The following is an 18,699-nucleotide window of genomic DNA, read 5'->3' as shown; positions in this document are numbered from 1 at the left end:
CCCCGGCAGCACGGCCGGCGGCGCGCCCGCTGGCCGCACCCGCCCCGAAGGCCGCTCCGATGCGCGGCAACACCGCGCTTGCCGTCGACGACTGGGAAGAGTTCTGAGCCGATAAGCCCGGCCACCTCCCGCCTGAACACACGCCCCGAAGGCCCCGCCTTCGGGGTCTTCTTTGTCCGGGCCTATTGCCGTTCTTCGACGTGGCGGGCGGTCAGCGTGACAGGCCGAACTGGATCTCGATCCGGTGGTATGGCGCGCCGGGTCCTCGCCAGCCGTGATAGACCTCCCGGCTCTCGCCGGAAAAATGATGGCGAGACATCTCGATCTCGGCGACCAGCGGCGCATATCCTTGCGTGAACAGGGTCCGCAGGGAGCCCTGGTGAACGCGGGCAGCGACGATGGTCGGTTCGAAGTGGCAGAGTTCGATCGACCCGACATAGGCGGCGGGCCTTGCGACGGGGCGGCATATCTCCCAGTCGAACGGCGTCTTGCCGTCCTTCGGAAGGTGGTGCGAGACAAAGAGCCAGGGACCGTCGACCGTCAGGCCGGCCTCCTCGATCTGCCGTTCAATCAGGAGGGCACAGTCGGCCGCAGCCTGCCTGATCTCGGGAATGCGCAAGCGCCTGCACAGGCGCAGAACCCACATATCGGGCGTTTCCTTGATCTGCATGGTCAATCTCCTTCGACCTGCAAGTAGATCGCCGATCCTTTCCGCACAAACGAAGACGTAGGATGAGATTCCAAATCTCCGCCTGTTTTTCAAACTCGAGAGGAAATTTCGACCGAGCCGGCGCGGTACCGGCCCGCCATCCATCGGATTTCGCTCACGACCGCCGGCCTTCTGCGCCGGGATCGCCTCCTGCAAAACGGTTTGACGTTTACGTAAAAATCAATTAGCCAATGGACACGATTTCCGCATCAGGCCCGGAGGACCGGCCGCGGAAATGACGGGACGTCAGCAGGAGGAGCATGCGCATGTACAAGGCGCCGGTAGACGAGATCGCATTCACCCTGAAGCATGTGGCCGGCCTTTCCAAGGCGATCGACGAGGGACGCCTCGGGGATCTCAGCGACGACCTGGTGGACGCGATTCTCTCTGAAGCCGGGCGCTTTGCGAGCGACGAAGTGGCGCCCCTTGCCGAGATCGGCGACCGGCAGGGTGCGCGGCTCGTCGACGGCAAGGTCATCGTGCCGGACGGCTGGGCAGACCTCTATCGCCAATGGGCCGAAGGCGGCTGGAACGCGCTCGTCGCTCCGGAAGAATTCGGCGGTCAGGCGCTTCCCCATATGCTGAACGTCGCCGCGCTCGAAATGTGGAACTCCGGCTCCATGGCCTTCGCGCTCGGTCCGACGCTCACCATGGGCGCTTCGGAGGCCCTTGCCGCCCATGGCAGCGAGGCGCTGAAGGAGAAGTACCTGCACAAGATGGTGTCGGGCGAATGGACCGCCTCGATGAACCTCACGGAACCCCATGCCGGTTCCGACCTCGGCGTCATGAAGACGCGCGCCGAACGCCGCGACGACGGCACCTACCGCATCTTCGGCCAGAAGATCTTCATCACCTGGGGCGAGCACGAAGTCACCGACAACATCGTCCACCTGGTGTTGGCGCGCCTTCCCGACGCGCCGGCCGGCACCCGCGGCATCTCGCTCTTCCTCGTGCCGAAATTCCTCGTCAACGACGACGGATCGCTTGGGCCCCGCAACGATCTCCACTGCCATTCGCTGGAGCACAAGCTCGGCATCCACGGCTCGCCGACCTGCACCATGATCTACGGCGACGGCAAGTATGGCGACGAACCCGGCGCGATCGGCTACCTCGTCGGCGAGGAGAACAAGGGGCTCGCCTGCATGTTCACGATGATGAACAATGCCCGCCTCGCCGTCGGCATGCAGGGCGTCGCGATCTGCGAGGCCGCGACCCAGAAGGCGGTCGAATACGCAAAGGAACGCACCCAGGGCAAGGCGCCCGGCTGGACCGGGTCCGGCATGAGCCCGATCATCGAGCACCCGGACGTCGCCCGCATGCTCGTCACCATGAAGGCGCTGACGCAAGGCTCGCGGGCGATCTGCTATTCCTGTGCCCATGCGATCGACATGGCACATCATACGGAAGGCCCGGACGCCGCCTTCTGGCAGGAACGCGCCGCCATGCTGACACCGATCGCCAAGAGCTTCGCGACCGATGCCGGCGTCGACGTCGCCTCGATGGGCATCCAGGTGCACGGCGGCATGGGCTTCATCGAGGAGACGGGCGCGGCCCGCTACCTGCGCGACGCCCGCATCGCCCCGATCTACGAAGGCACCAACGGCATCCAGGCGATCGACCTCGTCACCCGCAAGCTGCCGCTCTCGAACGGTGCGCATGTCCGCGGCTTCATCGCCGAACTGAAGGCGGTCGCCGATCAGGTTCGTGCCTCCAATCTCGACGGCTTCGGCGCCACGGCCGAGCGGCTTTCGGCGAGCCTCGCCGACCTCGAAGCGGCGACCGAATGGATGCTCGCGCGTCTCGGCGAGGGTGATGCCGCGACGGCTCTTTCCGGTGCGACGCCCTACCAGCGGCTGTTCGGCCTTGCCCTCACGGGCTGCTATCTCGCCAAAGGCGGGCTTGCCGACGAGGAGAACGGCCGTGACACCCGCATTGCGCTCTGCCGCTTCGCCGCGGAAAACCTGATCGCCGAAACCGCGGCGCTGAAGGACCGCGTCGTCAACGGCGCCGCGAGCCTGACGGCAGCGCGGGTGCTGTTTGCATGAAGCCCCCTCCCCAACCCCTCCCCACAAGGGGGAGGGGCTGAACGTCCGCTACCGTTTGAGGGATGCGGAAAGCTCACCCCGACTTTCTCCCCCTTGTGGGGAGATGGCCGGCAGGCCAGAGGGGGTATTTCGTTTGAGCCGGCCTCCCTCGTGAGGAGTGCAACACCAACTGGGAACATACCCATGACCGACCACATTCTGATCGAGCGCCCCGAAGCCCATCCGGGCGTGCTGGTGATCCGGTTCAACCGGCCGGAGAAGAAGAACGCCATCACCCAGGCGATGTATGCGAAGATGACAGACGGCCTGCTCTCCGCCGAGGACGACGCGGCGATCCGCTGCGTGGCCTTCCTCGGCACCGAGGGCTGCTTCTCCGCCGGCAACGACATGGCGGATTTCCTCGCCTTCGCGATGGCCGGCGCCGTCGGCGAACCGGCCGCATTCGGCTTTCTCAAGGCGCTCTGGAGCGTTTCCAAGCCGGTCGTCTCCGGCGTCGACGGGTTGGCGATCGGCATCGGCACGACGATCCAGATGCATTGCGACATGACGATCGCCTCCGACCGCAGCCTGTTCAGGACGCCCTTCGTCGATCTCGGCCTCGTGCCGGAAGCGGGATCGAGCCTGCTTGCCCCGCGGATGATGGGCCACCAGCGGGCTTTCGCGATGCTCGCCGCCAGCGAGGGCTTCTCGGCCGAAGAGGCGCGCGCCGCCGGACTGATCTGGAAGGTCGTCGCTCCGGAGGCCGTCGAGGCGGAAACGCTGAAGCTTGCCGCGTCGATCGCCGCCAAGCCACCGGAGGCCATGCGGATCGCCCGCGATCTCATCCGCGGTGACCGCGGCGAACTTCTCGTGCGCATGGAGGAAGAACTCGCCTTCTTCGTCGAGCGGCTGAAGAGCGCCGAAGCCCGCGCCGCCTTCGAGGCCTTCCTGAAGGCACGCTGACCGGAGGCGAGCCTCGCCGACCGATGCTTGCCGGGCTTTCAGCCGCCGGCCGTCCGATGCTCGCGAACGACTGCCTCGATGACCTCCGCGGGCGGAAATTCCTGCGGATGTGTCGGCGCCCCCGACGCCAGGACGAGGGCGGCCTTCCACAGCGCCCAGGCACGGGCACGGGCCCAGCAGGCCTCGTCGACCATCATCGCTTTACGAAACGTGCGCCTGCTCTCTCCGTCGAAGAACAGCCAGGCAATCACAAGATCGCATGCCGGGTCGCCGATCGCCGCCGAGCCGAAGTCGATGACGGAGGAGAGCCGCCCGTCGCGGACCAGCAGATTGCCGACCGCGACATCGCCGTGCAGCCAGCACGGGCGCTCCGAGAAACGGGCCCGCTCCGCCGCGTCGAGGACCGACAACGCTCCGGCGAGGTCAATTCTTTGCGCCACCTGTGCCAGCGAACGGCGCGCCTCCTCGCCATAGACTTCGATCACGTCGCCCCCGCGAAAGAAGTTGTGTTCACCCGGCGGCGGTCCACCGGAGGCACCAAGCCCGTGCAGCGCGTTCAGGAAGCTGGCGAGGTCGGCTGCGAACGCGACGAGATCCGGAACACTCTCGCGCCGCACGGGCTCATCGTCGATCCACTCGTAGATGGTCCAGCGCCAGGGATAGCCGTGCTCCGGTTCGCCGAGCGCGACCGGCGCCGGAACCCGAAGCGGCAGTTGCGGCGCCAGGATGGGCAACCAGCGATATTCCTTGACCGGCTGTCCGGCATAACCCTCGGCACTGGGCAGGCGAACTTTCAGATCGTCACCGAGCCGGAAGGTCCAGTTGTCCCAACCATCCTCGGCGATCCCACGTGGCTCCAGCCCTGCAAAGGCCGGGAACTGACTCGCGACCAGCCGCCTGACCAGATCGGCATCGACCGGGAATTTGCCCGCCTTCAGCTTGTCGATCCTCCGCATTGAATACCTCCCTGCCCTTGCGCGGGGACTCCCGTGGATTCGAGATGGACGAATCCTCGCCGCCCTTCGATGTTCCGTGACTCTCTCTTTGGTAGAGCAAGGGCGCGCCACCTTCGAGAGATTACCGAAGGAGAAAAGCCGGAGGAGACCGGCCGGCGAATCACCGGCATAGTGCTTCTCTCGGTTAACGGGCTTTTAAAGACCCGCCGAATATAAGGGGATGCGGCTTGTGGGCCGCAGTCGCGCCATGATGGCCCCAGTCGCCTTTCCCTATGCGGATGGGCAAGCCTGATCGGCCGCAGAGAAGATCTCATTGCGCATGGAACGGGCTTGCCGCTTGAAAGAGGTATGCCCCTGTGAGCAAACGCTCAAACCTGATGACCAAAATTCTCGTCGCCGCGTCCCTCGTCGTGGTGGCCGCCCTTTCCGGCTTTTCTTTCTACATCGATACCCTCCAGCGCAACGCGACGAGCACGGCGGTCCGCAGCGAGATCGGCTCCTCGGGCCTGCAGGCCTCGCAGAGCATTTCCAACTGGCTCGCCGCCCGCGTCATGCTGACGGAACTCGCCGGCAACGCCGCAGCCAAGGCGCCGGATGCCGCGGCGATCGCCGCCGCCTTCGACAATCCGGTGCTGATCCGCGAATTCATGTCGACCTATGTCGGCGACGAACAGGGCGTCTTCACCAGCGTTCCCGACCAGCCGCTGCCGGAAGGCTACGACCCGCGCAAGCGCCCGTGGTATCAGGATGCCGTCAAGGCGGACAGGATGGTCCTGACCGATCCTTACAATGACGCCTCGACCGGCAACCTCATCATCAGCGCCGCCGTTCCGGTGAAGAAGGACGGCAAGCTCTATGGCGTCGCGGCCTCCGACTTCTCGCTGAAGTCCCTCGTCGACATGGTCAACTCCGTCGACATGGGCGGCAAGGGCTCGGCCTTCCTGGTCAAGCAGGACGGCACCATCCTCGTCCACCGCGACGGCAACCTCGTCACCAAGACGCTGAAGGATGCCTTCCCGACCGACACCCCGACGGTCGGAGCGGACATCACCGAAACCACCGTCGCCGACACCAACGTTCTCGTCAGCTTCCTGCCGGTCAAGGGCCTGCCGCGTGACGACTGGTATCTCGGTGTCCAGATCGACCGTGACCTCGCCTATGCCAGCGTCGGCGAGTTCCGCACGGCCGCCGCCGTCGCCACGTTGATCGGCGTCGTCGCGATGATCGGTATCCTCGCCGCCCTCCTCTCGCGGCTCGTCGTGCGTCCGGTCGTCGACATGACCGGCGTCATGGGCCGGCTGGCGAGCGGCGACGTCTCGACCGAGATTCCCGGCACCGAACGCCGCGACGAGATCGGCCAGATGGCCGCCGCCGTCGCCGTCTTCCGCGACAACGCGATCGAACGCAGCCGTCTCTCCGAGGAGGCGGACAGAAACCGCACCCTGAGCGAGGAAGAGCGTCGCGAACGCGAAGCGACGAAGGCGCGCGAGGCCGAGCAGGTCTCCTTTGCCGTGCACTCGCTCGCCGCAGGCCTCGACCGTCTCGCCAACGGCGACCTCGTCCATCGCATCGACACGCCCTTTGCCGGCGACCTCGACCGCCTGCGGGTCGACTTCAACGCCTCCGTCGGGAAACTGCACGACGCGCTCGCCACGGTCGGCCTGAACGCACGCGCAATCGATAGCGGCGCAAACGAGATCCGCATCGCGGCCGACAATCTGGCACGGCGCACGGAGCAACAGGCTGCATCCGTCGAGGAGACCGCCGCGGCGCTCGAGGAAATCACCACGACCGTCAAGGACAGCGCCCACCGGGCGGAAGAGGTCGGCCAGCTCGTCGGCCGCGCCCGCAACGGCGCCGAGAAATCCGGCGAGATCGTCCAGCGGGCCGTCGAAGCCATGCACGGCATCGAGAAGTCCGCCGGCGAGATTTCCAACATCATCGGCGTCATCGACGAGATCGCCTTCCAGACCAACCTCCTCGCACTCAACGCCGGCGTCGAGGCTGCCCGCGCCGGAGAAGCCGGCAAGGGCTTCGCGGTCGTCGCGCAGGAAGTCCGCGAACTCGCCCAGCGCTCGGCCAATGCCGCCAAGGAAATCAAGCAGCTGATCGGCGCTTCGGGGCAACAGGTCCAGTCGGGCGTCGAACTGGTCAACCAGACCGGCCAGGCGCTGGAAGTGATCGTCCGCGACGTTCAGGAGATCAACCGGCATGTGAGCGCCATCGTCACGGCGACACGCGAACAGTCGACCGGCCTCCAGGAGATCAACACCGCCGTCAACACCATGGACCAGGGCACCCAGCAGAACGCCGCCATGGTCGAGGAACAGACCGCGGCAAGCCATGGCCTCGCCACGGAAGCGGCGGCGCTGACCACACTGCTCGCCCAGTTCAGGATCGAAAACACGGGCGCCCAGCCTCACCGTGCGGGCTCTCGCCGCGCCGCCTGACGGCGCCCGTTCGATCCGGCAGGCAATCGCATGACGGCACCGGTTCACCGCCGGTGCCGTTTGCTTGCCGGCCGTCGGCAGGACCACATTCTCGCCTCTTCGCGCTTCTTTAATTCCTGACGGCTAAAAGAACGAGCATCACAGCTGGAGGATGAAACCGATGCGCGCAATGATCCTGTGCCTGGCCCTCGTCGTGACGGCGGGAACCGCCGTTGCGGGACCGTTTGCGACCGAGAACGGCCTGCTTCACCTGGTGCAGGACGAAGGTTCCGGAACGATCAACAGCGAGTCGAACAGGCCGGCACCTCCGCCCGGAATGCGGCCCCAGCGCTTCTATTGTGTGATCGATCCGCCGGCGAGCGCGGAAACCGACGACAAGTGGTCCTGTCCCGCAAGGCCCGGCCGCGTCGGTGGCCGCTGCCGCTGCGCGGGCATGGTCGGAAGCGGTACGCTCTACGCCTACTGAGTCCGGATCAGCGCCGGACGAGCGTCGCGACGACCTCGACATGCGGCGTCCAGAGGAACTGGTCGATCGGGGTCACGCCGGTGATCGCATAGCCACCCCCGACGAGGATCGCGAGATCGCGGGCGAGTGACAGCGGATTGCAGCTCACCGCCACCACCTTCTTCACCGCCGAGCGGGCCAGTTCCTTGCATTGCTCTTCCGCCCCGGCCCGGGGTGGGTCGAAGACGACGGCGTCGAAGGCCTTCAGTTCCGAGACCATCAGCGGCCGGCGGAAGAGGTCGCGCTTCTCGACCGAAACGGGCTTCAGACCCTGCGTGTTGCGGGCGGCATGATCGAGCGCCTTCAGCGCCTTCTCGTCGGATTCGACGGCATGCACCTGGGCTGTGCGCGCGAGCCTGAGCGCGAAGGTGCCGACGCCGGCGAAGAGATCGGCGACCCACTTTGCCTTGCCGACATGGTCGAGCGCAAGCTTCGCCATCGCCTCCTCGGCCGCGATCGTCGCCTGAGTGAAGGCGCCGGGCGGCGGGGAAACCCTGACGCCGGCGAAATCGAGAAGCGGCTTCTGCGGCTCGATCACGATCTCACCGTTGACCGAGACCCGCGCGATGCCGCGAAGCTTCAGCACGGCTTCCGTCACGTCGCGGCGCTGGCGATCCGAAAGCTGCTTGACGCCGTCGATGGCGACGTCGAGGCCCGTCAGGCTCTCGATCACCGTGATGCGGAAGGCATCGGCGCCGGCGGCGGCAAGGCCGATCGTCCGCACCGCCTCCAGCCGCGCGAAAATGCCCGCCGAGATGACGGGACATTCCTCGATCGGCACGATGTGGTGGCTTTCGGCCTGGTTGAAGCCGACGAGCAAGCCCTTTTCCGTGCGGCGGGCGGCGAAGACGACGCGCCGGCGCTGACCGGCTTCTGCCTCCACAAGCGGGCCGACCTCCGGCTCCAGGCCCTTCGACTTCAGCGCCGCGACCACCAGCGAGCGCTTGAAGGCGCCATAGGCCGGCCGCGCGAGGTGCTGCAGCGAACAGCCGCCACAGCTGCCGCCGACACCCTCCGGGCCGAAATGGCGACAGGCGGGCTGAATGCGGTCCGGCGAGGCGACGCTCGTCGACATCACGGTGCCGTGGTTCTTCACCCGCGCGATCGCGACGGTCTCGCCGGGAAGGGCAAAGGGCACGTAGATCGGACCGGAGGGGCCGTGGACGATGCCGTCGCCCTGGGCGCCGAGGCTGGTGATGGTGACGGTTTCGGTGCTCATGGTTTGCGCCCTGCGAGGAGGAATTCCTGGTTGCCGTCGCCGCCGGCGATCGGAGAGGAAATGAGGCCGAGGCTCTCCCAGCCCATGTCCTCGGCGAGCCAGCGTTCGAGTTCGGCTGCGACTGCCGGCGCCGAAGCCGGGTCTTTCAAGAGGCCGGCCTTGCTGATCGCGTCGCGCCCGGCCTCGAACTGCGGCTTGACCAGCAGCAGGCAGTGGCTGCCCGGCTCCGCCAAGTCGAGCGCCGGCGCCAGGGCGAGCTTCAGCGAAATGAAGGAGACGTCCGAAACGACGAAGGTTATCGGCCGATCGCCGATATCCTCGCTTTCGAGATAGCGCGCGTTGAGCCCCTCAATATTGGTGACGCGGGGATCGGCGGCGACGCGGGGATGCATCTGGTCGTGGCCGACGTCGATCGCCGTCACATGGGCGGCGCCCCGCTTCAGCAACACTTCGGTGAAGCCGCCAGTGGAGGCGCCGACGTCGAGACATTCCTGCCCGGACGGATCGAGACCGAAGTGGTCGAGCCCGGCGACCAGCTTCAGCGCCGCGCGCGAGACGTAATCCTGCGCCGGGTCATCGATCTCGATCGTCACGTCCGCTGCAAAGACGAGGCTCGGCTTGGTGACGACCTTGCCGTCGACTTTGACGGTGCCGCGCTGGATCGCATCGCGCGCCCGCGAGCGGCTGGCGACGATATCGAGAGCGACCAGCAACTGGTCGAGGCGTTGGGGATTGGTTGTGGTCATGCGGCTGTCCATGGCCCGCAAAGGAGGCCGTGGCAAGCCTTTTGTTCCGTTCCGTATCCCGGCTGCCGCCGAGGGGCCATTTCTGGTGTGACTTTGCGGACGATTGACGCTCCTTCGCATTCGCCGCTAACTGTAGCCAGCACGCGGCAGAAGGATTCTCGCGATGAAGAAAGCTCTCCTGGTTCTCCTTTCCAGCGTCGCCGCCGCACCGGCGGCCGTTGCCAACGACACGATGGCCGAACTCAAGGCCGGCGGCCTCGTCTATGTCCAGACGACCGACGTCTCGATGGAGAGCGAAGACCTCTTCATTTCGCCGGACAAAGTCACCGTCGACTACGTCTTCCGCAACGGCTCCGACAAGGACGTCGAATCTTACGTCGCTTTCCCGATGCCGGACCTGACGGCGGGGCCGGACGCAAACATCGCGATCGGCGACACCCAGTCCGACAACTTCCTCGGCTTCGTTGTCAAGCAGGACGGGGAGGAAATCACGCCGGAGCTCCAGCAGCGCGTCTACGCGATGGGGATCGACATGACCGACGAGGTGACGGCGCGCGGCGTCTCCCTCCTGCCCTTCAGCGAAGCGACCTATGCGGCCCTCGAAAAGCTGCCGCAGGACGTGCTCTCCGACTGGACGGCGCGCGGACTGATTTTCGATGACTCCTACGACGCCGGCAAGGGCTGGGAGCATCACCCGATGCCGCTCTGGACGCTGAAATCGGCTTACTGGTGGAAGACCACCTTCCCTGCCGGCAGGGAAGTCCGCGTCCATCACGAGTACAAGCCCGGTGTCGGCGGCACCGCCGGCCTCTCCTTCATCCAGGAGGGCAAGCCGGGCTACAGCTATGACGAATACCTCAAGAAGTACTGCATGGACGACGGTTTCGTGAAGACCGCGACCAAGCTCGATAAGGCGGCGAGCGACCAGACGGGCCCCTACTACACGGAGATCTGGATATCCTACGTGCTCACCACAGGGGCGAACTGGGGCGGCGCGATCAAGCACTTCAAGCTGACGGTCGACAAGGGAAGCCCGAAAAACTACATCAGCTTCTGCGGCGAAGGCGTCAAGAAGGTCGGCCCGACGACGTTCGAGATGACGGCCGAGGACTTCTATCCACAGAAGGACCTCGATTTTCTGCTGCTGGTGCCGTCCGAATAGCTCTTTTTGCACGCCGGACTTCGGTTCCGTCAATTTCATCAGCGCCTGCTAACGGATTGTAAGGATAATCCGTTACAGGGTGGGCCGATCGTCGGTTCCGCCCATCGATGCAGCGCGCCATGACGGCAGCGCTCCGGCCAAGGCCCGATCATGCCCTCCCGCAAGCCGATCCGGCCGGGCCGTGCGCCCACTTGCCGACCGACATTCGAGCGTGAAAGACCCTTTGGCATGTCCATCAAGAACTTGTCGCTGAGTAAAAAACTGATCGTGACCTTCATGGCGATCATGGCCGGATGCTTCGTCGCTTCCGTCATCGTCTTCCTGCAGGCCTGGCACGCCAAGCTCGCCTCCCAGGAGCAGGAGCGCGCCGAACAGATCCTCGCCTCCGTGGACAACGCACTGGAATCCATGCTGGAGCAGGCGGTGAACCAGCGTGGCTACCTGCTGTTCCGCAGCGAGAGCACCTACAACGACGTCTTCGCCCATCGCGAGCGCATGCTGAAGTCGATCGCCGACGCCGAGACCCTCGCCGCGGGCGATGCAGGTCTGGTCGCGTCGCTCGAGGCGATGAAGAAGGCCGCCGACGTCTTCCATACCCAGTTGACCGAGCCGCAGCTCGCAGCCCGCAAGAACACCGAGGCGCCGATTGCCGAGATCATCGAGATCGGCCGCAATGCCTCCAAGGGGCAGCTCGACGCCTTCCGCGAAGCCGCCGCCGACATCAAGCAGCGGGTCGTCGCGATGCTGGAGGCAAAGCGGGCCGAACAGGCCGGCGCCCACAGCGACATCCAGATGGCGCTGTTCCTCGGCAGCGTCGTCGCCGGCGGCATGGCCGTCGCGCTGATCTGGCTGCTGGCCCGCTCGATCGTCACCCCGATCGTCGGCATGACCGCCGCGATGACGCGGCTCGCTGAGGGCGATCACGACATCGAAGTCCCGGCACTCGACCGCGGCGACGAGGTCGGTCAGATGGCGAAGGCCGTCGTGGTCTTCAAGGATGCCGCCGTCGAGAAGCTGCGCCTTTCCGGCGAGACCGAGGCGATGCGGCTGCGCTCCGAAGAGGAACGCCGCGCCGCGGAAGCGGAAAAAGCCCGCGAGACCGAAGAAATCGCCTTTGCGATGGACAAGCTCGCAGCCGGCCTGACGGCGCTTTCCGACGGCAACGTCGCCTACCGGATCCGCAGCGAGTTCGCGCCGCGGCTCGATCCGCTCCGCGTCGACTTCAACAACTCGCTCGAAAAACTCCAGGGCGCGCTCCGCTCGGTCGGTGAGAACGCCGCGGCGATCAATGCGGGTGCAGCGGAAATCCGTGCCGCCGCCGACGACCTCGCCAAGCGTACCGAACAGCAGGCCGCCTCCGTCGAGGAGACCGCAGCCGCCCTCGAACAGGTGACCACGACGGTGAAGGATACCGCCATGCGCGCCGAAAACGCCGGCGAACTCGTCGCCCGCACCCGCAGCGGTGCGGAACGTTCGGGAACCGTCGTCCGCAATGCGGTCGCGGCGATGAACGAGATCGAAAAATCCTCCGGCGAGATCGGCAACATCATCGGCGTCATCGAGGACATCGCCTTCCAGACCAACCTGCTCGCTCTCAACGCCGGGGTCGAGGCAGCCCGCGCCGGCGACGCCGGCAAGGGCTTTGCCGTCGTCGCCCAGGAAGTACGCGAGCTCGCCCAGCGCTCGGCCAATGCGGCAAAGGAGATCAAGTCTCTGATCTCGACCTCGAGCGCCCATGTCGGCACCGGCGTCGCGCTGGTCGGGGAGACCGGCTCGGAACTGGAAAAGATCGTCGTCGCCGTCCAGGACATCAGTCAGCACGTCGCGGCGATCGTCACGGCAAGCCGCGAACAGGCGACCGGCCTGCAGGAGATCAACACCGCCGTCAACCTGATGGACCAGGGCACGCAGCAGAATGCCGCCATGGTCGAGCAGCAGACCGCCGCCAGCCACTCGCTCGCGACCGAAGCCGCCTCGCTGAACAGCCTTCTCGCGCAGTTCACGCTCGCCGAGACCGGCGGTGCCACGCGCGCCGCCGCTCCCGCCGTCACGTCACGGCTGGCCGGTCGCCGTCCGGCGCCTCAGGCGGCAACGGAAAGCAGCGGTCCCGCCGCCTCCCCGGCCCGGGCGCTCGCGAACCGCGTCGCCGGCGCCTTCGGCGGCGGTTCGTCCCAGGCTGCCGTCAAGCAGGAATGGTCGGAGTTCTGATCCAATCAAAAGCCGTCACGAAAGAGGCCCGGATCGCCGCCGCGATCCGGGCCTTCTCTTTTGGGGTAAGGGAGGGTGTCGGGGTTCAGCCGGCGGCGTTCACGCCGAAACCCTTCTGGCCGAGCGCGCGGAACACCGTCTCGACGATGCCGCGGCTGTCGAGGCCGGCCTTCGCATACATCGCCTCGGGCTTGCCCTGCTCCATCCAGATATCGGGGAGCACGAGGGAACGGATCTTGAGCCCGTGGTCGAGCAGGCCCTCGCCGGAAAGGAAGTGCAGGACCTGGCCGCCGAAGCCGCCGACGGCGCCTTCCTCGACGGTCACCAGCACCGCATGCTCGCGGGCGAGCCGGCGGACGAGGTCGTGGTCGAGGGGCTTGGCGAAGCGGGCGTCCGCCACCGTCGTCGGAAGTCCGGCGGCGTCGAGGTCTTCCGCCGCCAGCAGACAGTCCGCAAGGCGCGTGCCGAAGGAGAGAAGGGCGATCTTCGTGCCTTCCTTGACGATCCGGCCCTTGCCGATCTCCAGAATCGAGCCGCGTTCGGGCAATTGCACGCCGACCCCTTCGCCGCGCGGATAGCGGAAGGAGATCGGGCCTTCGTCGTACGCCGCGGCCGTGCGCACCATGTGCTTCAGCTCCGCCTCGTCGGCGGCGGCCATCACCACGAAACCGGGAAGCGCGGCGAGAAAGCCGGTGTCGAAGGAACCGGCATGGGTCGGCCCGTCGGCGCCGACGAGGCCGGCGCGGTCGATCGGGAAGCGCACCGGCAATCTCTGGATCGCCACGTCGTGGACCACCTGGTCGTAGGCGCGCTGCAGGAAGGTCGAATAGATCGCGCAGAAGGGCTTGTAGCCTTCCGCGGCAAGGCCTGCCGCGAAGGTGACGGCGTGCTGCTCGGCGATGCCGACATCGAAGGTGCGGTGCGGGAAGGCTTCCTGCAGCTTGTCGATGCCGGTGCCGGAGGGCATCGCCGCGGTGATGCCGACGATCTTCTCGTCGAGCGCTGCCTCCTGCACCAGCGTCTCGCCGAAGACGGCGGTATAGCTCGGAGCATTCGGCTTCGCCTTCGCCTGCGTGCCGGTGATGACGTCGAACCTGTTGACGCCGTGATATTTGTCGGCAGCGGCCTCTGCCGGGGCATAGCCCTTGCCCTTCTGCGTCACGACATGGATCAGCACCGGGCCCTTGCCGTTGTCGCGGACGTTGCGCAGTACCGGAAGCAGGTGGTCGAAGGAATGTCCGTCGATCGGGCCGATATGGTAGAAGCCCATCTCCTCGAACATGGTGCCGCCGGTCACGTAACCGCGGGCGTGCTCGACTGCGCGGGTGATCGCCCGGTCGATGCTCTTGCCGAGATAGGCCGTCAGCTTCTTGCCGAAGTCGCGGAAGCCCATATAGGTGCGGCCCGAGGCGAGCCGCGCCAGATAGGCGCTCATGGCGCCGGTCGGCGGCGCGATCGACATGTCGTTGTCGTTCAGGATGACGATCAGCCGGGCGTCGAGCGCACCGGCATTGTTGAGCGCCTCGTAGGCCATGCCGGCCGACATCGCGCCGTCGCCGATCACCGCGATGACGTTGCGCTCCGTATGACTGAGGTCCGCGGCGACCGCCATGCCGAGCCCGGCCGAGATCGAGGTCGAGGAATGCGCGGCGCCGAAGGGATCGTATTCACTCTCGGCGCGACGGGTGAAGCCGGAAAGGCCACCTTCCTGCCGCAGCGTGCGGATGCGGTCGCGCCGGCCGGTGAGGATCTTGTGGGGATAGCACTGGTGTCCGACGTCGAAGATCAACCGGTCGTGCGGCGTATTGAAAACCTTGTGGATCGCGATCGTCAGCTCGACGACGCCGAGGCCCGCGCCTAAGTGCCCGCCGGTCTTCGACACCGCGTCGATCATCTCGTCGCGGACTTCGCGGGCGAGTTGCGGCAGGTCGCGGTCATCCAGTTCACGCAGGTCCGTCGGCAGCTTCACCTTGTCGAGCAAGGGGGTCTCGGGCAGCGATGTCACGGGCTCAGGCCTCATTCTTCTTATGTCGTCGGTTCAAGGGTCCTGCGCCCTAAGCCGAAATTCCCGGCCCGGCAATACCGCAGAACGGCCCATGCCCTCCTTATATAGAAGTTAACGACCTTCGGGCAAAGGGACAAACTCGTCTTCGTCACCGGGAACGATGTCGAATCTGCCGGTGCGCCATTCCTCCTTGGCTTTTTCGATCCGCTCCTTCGACGAGGAGACGAAGTTCCACCAGACGTGGCGCGGCGAAGCAAGCGCCGCGCCCCCGAAAAGCATGACATGACAGCCGTCGACGCCGCCCTTCAGCGTGATCGCGTCGCCGGGGCGGAAAACCAGCAACTGGTCGGCGCCGAAGATATCCCCGGCGATCTCGACCTCGCCGGAAAGGACGTAGGCGGCGCGCTCCTCGTGGCCGGCGTCGAAGGGGAAGCTGGCGCCGGGAACGAGCGCCAGGTCGACATAGAGCGTGTCGGAAAAGACGCCGACCGGCGAGGTCATGCCGGAAAGGCTGCCGATCACCACGCGCCCGCTGGCGCCGCGGTCGTCGAAGACGGGCATCGCATCACGCCCGGTATGGGCGAAGGCGGGGTCGATCTCCTCCTTCTCGTCGGGAAGGGCGATCCAGGTCTGCAGGCCGGAGATCGAGAGCGGGCTGCCGCGGAGATTTTCCGGCGTGCGTTCGGAATGAACGATGCCCCTCCCCGCCGTCATCAGGTTCACGTCGCCGGGACGGATGACGAGCGTCGTCCCGAGGCTGTCGCGGTGCTTGATCTCGCCGTCGAAGAGGTAGGTGACGGTCGAGAGGCCGATATGCGGATGCGGGCGCACGTCGAGCGCCTCGCCCGCCTTCAGCACGGCGGGGCCCATGCGGTCGAAGAAGATGAAGGGGCCGACCAGACGTCGTTTGGCCGAGGGCAGCGCGCGGCGCACGGCGAGCCCGCCGATGTCGCTGGTGCGGGGAATGATGAGATGTTCGATGGCGTCGCAGGCCGGTGCATCACCGGCGGCTGGATCGATTCCGGGAAAGAACGACATGAAGGTCTCCGATCGATTTGGCTTTTGCTAACGTAGTCACCATCGGCACGGGATGACAGGGAAAATCCGGCTATCCCGCAGGATCTGCGGGTGACACACCGTTCAGTCCGGAAACGATTGAAGAAATGGCGCGCCGCATTTGGCGCAGCTTCCACAGGCCCGAGCCGATCCGTCACAGAACTGTAACGGCAGCCAGTTAACCCGCGGTTCGGATATTCCAACAGCGTCAGCACAGGAGCAAACCATGACCGACGTCGATACCAGCAAGCTGTCTTGGGACGAATGGGACGAACTGCAGAACCCGCCGCCGGCCGAAACCGACTTCGATCGTGTCGTCGAGCGGGCTATCTCGCGCCGCGGCTTCCTCGGCGGGGTGCTCGTCCTCGGTTCGGCCGCCGCCGCCATGGGTACGCTCGGTAACCTGATGAGCTCGACCTCGGCGCAGGCCCAGGAAGTGGCTTCCCGCTTCCAGTTCAAGCCGGTGCCGATCTCCACCGACAACACCGTCCACGTTCCGGAAGGCTACAGCTGGCAGCCGCTCGCCAAGTGGGGCCAGCCGCTGTTCTCCAACGTTCCGGACGTCGATCCGGCGAAGGGCGTCAACCTCGAAAACTCCGACAAGGTCTTCGGCGAGAACACCGACGGCATGGAGCTCTTCGCGATCGGCGGCCATCAGGTGATCGCCATCAACCACGAATACGTGAACCCGGAAATCAACCTGCCGCACACCGAAAAGGGCGTGCCGCAGTCGGCCGACGACGTGAAGATCCTGCAGAACATGCAGGGCGTGACGGTCATGGAAGTCACCGAGGGCGAGAACGGCTGGCAGATCGTGCTCGACAGCCCGTTCAACCGCCGCATCCACCACAACACACCGATGATGCTTTCGGGTCCGGCCGCCGGTTCCGATCTCGTCAAGACCGCGGCAGATCCGAAGGGCACCGACTGTCTCGGCACCTTCAACAATTGCGGCGCCGGCCGGACGCCGTGGGGCACTTATCTGACCTGCGAAGAGAACTTCAACGGCTATTTCGGCTCGACCGATGCGAACTTCGTTCTGCCGGAAGACTATGCCCGCTACGGCATCACGGCCGAGACGCGCTATGCCTACGAGAAGTTCGACGCGCGCTTCGACGTCTCGAAGAACCCGAACGAGCCGCGCCGCGCCGGCTACGTGGTCGAGATCGACCCCTCGAGCGCCACTTCGACGCCGGTCAAGCGCACCGCCCTCGGCCGCATCAAGCACGAGAACGCCGCCGTCGTGGTGGCCCGTGACGGCCGCGTGGTCGTCTACATGGGCGACGACGAGCGTGGCGAGTTCCTCTACAAATACGTCTCGAACGGCATCTACGTTCCGGGCGGCGACACCTCCAAGCTGCTCGACGAGGGCACGCTTTTCGTCGCGAAATTCGCCGACGACGGCACCGGCGAATGGCTGGCGCTGACGCCGGAGACGACCGGCATGAAGATGGACGAGATCTGCGTCTTCACCCGCCAGGCAGCCTCCAAGGTCGGCGCCACCACCATGGACCGCCCGGAATGGGTGGCGATCAACCCGGTTGCCATCGAGGCCTATTGCGCACTGACCAACAACAGCAAGCGCGGGATCAAGAAGAATGCCGGCGGCGACGAAATGCCGGTCGGCGGCCCGAATCCGCGCGCCGAGAACGAATACGGCCAGATCGTTCGCTGGTATCCCGAAAACGAAGACCATGCCGACGGCAAGTTCAAGTGGGACCTGTTCTGCATGGCCGGCAATCCGGACGTTCACAAGGATGCCTATGCCGGCTCCTCGAACATCAATTCCGGCAACATGTTCAACTCGCCGGACGGCATGATGTTCGACACGACGGGCCTCCTCTGGATCCAGACGGACGGCGAGGACTCGAACGAAGGCGACTTCGCGGGCCAGGGCAACAACCAGATGCTCGCAGGCGATCCGGCCACCGGCCGCATCGAGCGCTTCCTGACGGCGCCGAAGGGCGCTGAGGTCACCGGCCAGACCTGGTCGGCCGACAAGCGTACCCACTTCGTCGGTATCCAGCATCCCGATGCTCCGTTCCCGGATGGTGAAGGCAAGCTGCCGCGCTCGACCGTCGTCGCGATCAAGCGCGACGACAATGCGATGATCGGCTGACGGACACGCTCACCGCTTGCGGAGGGGCATCGGCTCGGGCCGGTGCCCCTTTTCCGTTTTGCCGGGAACCGTCCATCGACGAAAATGCCCGGCAGAAGCCGGGCATGTTCACGTCTCTTCCAGGTGCCGTCCGCTCAATAGTACGGCGAGAGGCACTGGCGGCGCGGTCCGTGATACGGCTGGAAGGTGTTGGAATACGGATCATACGACCGATAACGCGCCTCGCACCAACGGTAGTGCCGCGGGTTGAGGCCCATTCCGGCACGCGGGACAGTCGGGGTGGCGAGCGCACCGCCGATGATGAGACCGGCGCCGAAGGCGGCGAGCGGGAACCAGTAGCCGTTGTGGTAGCGATAGCCGGGACGCGGATGACGATAGCCGCGATAGCCACGATAGTAATAGTAGGGTGCTCGATAGTAGACGCGATGATCGACCTTCAGCACGTCACCCGAGGTCTCGACCTTCGGAGCTGGCACAGGCATGGTCACCGCCTCGGCGGGTGCATAAACGCCCATCGTCAGGGCGGAGGCCAGAGCAAGCGCGGCCCAGCGCTTAACTGTCGTTTTCATGACACTTA

At 65.8% G+C, this 18,699-nt stretch carries 14 protein-coding genes; 7 read left to right on the top strand and 7 right to left on the bottom strand.

What is annotated here, in order from left to right; genetic code table 11:
- Nucleotides 1–211: 211 nt before the first annotated feature.
- Complete coding sequence (locus EUU22_RS24310; RefSeq protein WP_129334545.1) at nt 212–670, bottom strand: GyrI-like domain-containing protein; 459 nt, start codon at nt 668–670, stop codon at nt 212–214.
- A gap of 305 nt (nt 671–975) precedes the next feature.
- Here EUU22_RS24310 and EUU22_RS24305 point away from each other — a divergent pair, with 305 nt between their 5' ends.
- On the top strand, nt 976–2,754 hold the full coding sequence (locus EUU22_RS24305) for an acyl-CoA dehydrogenase family protein (protein WP_129334544.1): 1,779 nt from the start codon (nt 976–978) through the stop codon (nt 2,752–2,754).
- 183 nt (nt 2,755–2,937) lie between these two features.
- Nucleotides 2,938–3,696 (top strand): crotonase/enoyl-CoA hydratase family protein, encoded by a 759-nt coding sequence (locus tag EUU22_RS24300; protein WP_129334543.1) that lies wholly within the window; start codon nt 2,938–2,940, stop codon nt 3,694–3,696.
- 38 nt (nt 3,697–3,734) lie between these two features.
- On the opposite strand, the gene EUU22_RS24295 is transcribed toward EUU22_RS24300, so the two are convergent.
- On the bottom strand, nt 3,735–4,652 hold the full coding sequence (locus tag EUU22_RS24295; protein WP_129334542.1) for an aminoglycoside phosphotransferase family protein: 918 nt from the start codon (nt 4,650–4,652) through the stop codon (nt 3,735–3,737).
- Between the two features lie 356 nt (nt 4,653–5,008).
- Here EUU22_RS24295 and mcpU point away from each other — a divergent pair, with 356 nt between their 5' ends.
- Together mcpU and EUU22_RS24285 are read left to right on the top strand one after the other, a co-directional pair.
- Nucleotides 5,009–7,102, top strand: coding sequence for a methyl-accepting chemotaxis protein McpU (gene mcpU, locus EUU22_RS24290; RefSeq protein ID WP_129334541.1), 2,094 nt, complete (start codon nt 5,009–5,011; stop codon nt 7,100–7,102).
- 160 nt (nt 7,103–7,262) lie between these two features.
- Complete coding sequence (locus tag EUU22_RS24285) at nt 7,263–7,568, top strand: hypothetical protein (protein WP_129334540.1); 306 nt, start codon at nt 7,263–7,265, stop codon at nt 7,566–7,568.
- 7 nt (nt 7,569–7,575) lie between these two features.
- Here EUU22_RS24285 and EUU22_RS24280 read toward each other — a convergent pair whose 3' ends face one another.
- Nucleotides 7,576–8,826, bottom strand: coding sequence for a class I SAM-dependent RNA methyltransferase (locus EUU22_RS24280; RefSeq protein ID WP_129334539.1), 1,251 nt, complete (start codon nt 8,824–8,826; stop codon nt 7,576–7,578).
- Nucleotides 8,823–9,572, bottom strand: coding sequence for a TlyA family RNA methyltransferase (locus tag EUU22_RS24275; protein ID WP_245485286.1), 750 nt, complete (start codon nt 9,570–9,572; stop codon nt 8,823–8,825). The genes EUU22_RS24280 and EUU22_RS24275 overlap by 4 nt, the downstream gene beginning before the upstream one ends.
- Before the next feature lie 163 nt (nt 9,573–9,735).
- Here EUU22_RS24275 and EUU22_RS24270 point away from each other — a divergent pair, with 163 nt between their 5' ends.
- Nucleotides 9,736–10,734 carry a DUF4424 domain-containing protein gene (locus EUU22_RS24270; RefSeq protein ID WP_129334537.1) on the top strand — a complete coding sequence of 333 codons (999 nt, stop codon included), beginning with the start codon at nt 9,736–9,738 and terminating at the stop codon, nt 10,732–10,734.
- 228 nt (nt 10,735–10,962) lie between these two features.
- Nucleotides 10,963–12,942, top strand: coding sequence for a methyl-accepting chemotaxis protein (locus EUU22_RS24265; protein ID WP_129334536.1), 1,980 nt, complete (start codon nt 10,963–10,965; stop codon nt 12,940–12,942).
- An 85-nt stretch (nt 12,943–13,027) separates the two neighbouring features.
- Here the strand turns inward: EUU22_RS24265 and dxs are convergent, their stop codons facing one another.
- Complete coding sequence (gene dxs / locus EUU22_RS24260; RefSeq protein WP_129334554.1) at nt 13,028–14,947, bottom strand: 1-deoxy-D-xylulose-5-phosphate synthase; 1,920 nt, start codon at nt 14,945–14,947, stop codon at nt 13,028–13,030.
- A 111-nt stretch (nt 14,948–15,058) separates the two neighbouring features.
- The gene (locus EUU22_RS24255) at nt 15,059–15,985 is read right to left on the bottom strand and encodes a pirin family protein (protein WP_129334535.1); all 927 of its coding nucleotides are present in this window, start codon (nt 15,983–15,985) and stop codon (nt 15,059–15,061) included.
- Between the two features lie 244 nt (nt 15,986–16,229).
- Between EUU22_RS24255 and EUU22_RS24250 the strand changes: the two genes are divergently transcribed.
- Nucleotides 16,230–18,122: a PhoX family protein gene (locus EUU22_RS24250; protein WP_129334534.1), complete on the top strand. Its 1,893-nt coding sequence runs from the start codon at nt 16,230–16,232 to the stop codon at nt 18,120–18,122.
- Nucleotides 18,123–18,256: 134 nt separating this feature from the next.
- Here the strand turns inward: EUU22_RS24250 and EUU22_RS24245 are convergent, their stop codons facing one another.
- A complete protein-coding gene (locus EUU22_RS24245; protein WP_129334533.1) occupies nt 18,257–18,691 on the bottom strand; it encodes a BA14K family protein in 435 nt (144 codons plus the stop codon).
- Nucleotides 18,692–18,699 lie beyond the last annotated feature (8 nt).

Source organism: Ciceribacter ferrooxidans, from assembly GCF_004137355.1.
In the GTDB taxonomy this organism is placed as follows: domain Bacteria; phylum Pseudomonadota; class Alphaproteobacteria; order Rhizobiales; family Rhizobiaceae; genus Allorhizobium; species Allorhizobium ferrooxidans.
The sequence above is the reverse complement of the archived record's forward strand: the minus strand, read 5'-3'. Positions and strand labels throughout refer to the sequence as shown.

Excerpts from the sequence above, each read along its gene's own strand:
- EUU22_RS24310 (WP_129334545.1), bottom strand. The coding sequence starts at position 670 with ATGCAGATCAAGGAAACGCCCGATATGTGGGTTCTGCGCCTGTGCAGG.
- EUU22_RS24305 (WP_129334544.1), top strand. The coding sequence starts at position 976 with ATGTACAAGGCGCCGGTAGACGAGATCGCATTCACCCTGAAGCATGTG.
- EUU22_RS24300 (WP_129334543.1), top strand. The coding sequence starts at position 2,938 with ATGACCGACCACATTCTGATCGAGCGCCCCGAAGCCCATCCGGGCGTG.
- EUU22_RS24295 (WP_129334542.1), bottom strand. The coding sequence starts at position 4,652 with ATGCGGAGGATCGACAAGCTGAAGGCGGGCAAATTCCCGGTCGATGCC.
- EUU22_RS24285 (WP_129334540.1), top strand. The coding sequence starts at position 7,263 with ATGCGCGCAATGATCCTGTGCCTGGCCCTCGTCGTGACGGCGGGAACC.
- EUU22_RS24280 (WP_129334539.1), bottom strand. The coding sequence starts at position 8,826 with ATGAGCACCGAAACCGTCACCATCACCAGCCTCGGCGCCCAGGGCGAC.
- EUU22_RS24275 (WP_245485286.1), bottom strand. The coding sequence starts at position 9,572 with ATGACCACAACCAATCCCCAACGCCTCGACCAGTTGCTGGTCGCTCTC.
- EUU22_RS24270 (WP_129334537.1), top strand. The coding sequence starts at position 9,736 with ATGAAGAAAGCTCTCCTGGTTCTCCTTTCCAGCGTCGCCGCCGCACCG.
- EUU22_RS24265 (WP_129334536.1), top strand. The coding sequence starts at position 10,963 with ATGTCCATCAAGAACTTGTCGCTGAGTAAAAAACTGATCGTGACCTTC.
- EUU22_RS24255 (WP_129334535.1), bottom strand. The coding sequence starts at position 15,985 with ATGTCGTTCTTTCCCGGAATCGATCCAGCCGCCGGTGATGCACCGGCC.
- EUU22_RS24250 (WP_129334534.1), top strand. The coding sequence starts at position 16,230 with ATGACCGACGTCGATACCAGCAAGCTGTCTTGGGACGAATGGGACGAA.
- EUU22_RS24245 (WP_129334533.1), bottom strand. The coding sequence starts at position 18,691 with ATGAAAACGACAGTTAAGCGCTGGGCCGCGCTTGCTCTGGCCTCCGCC.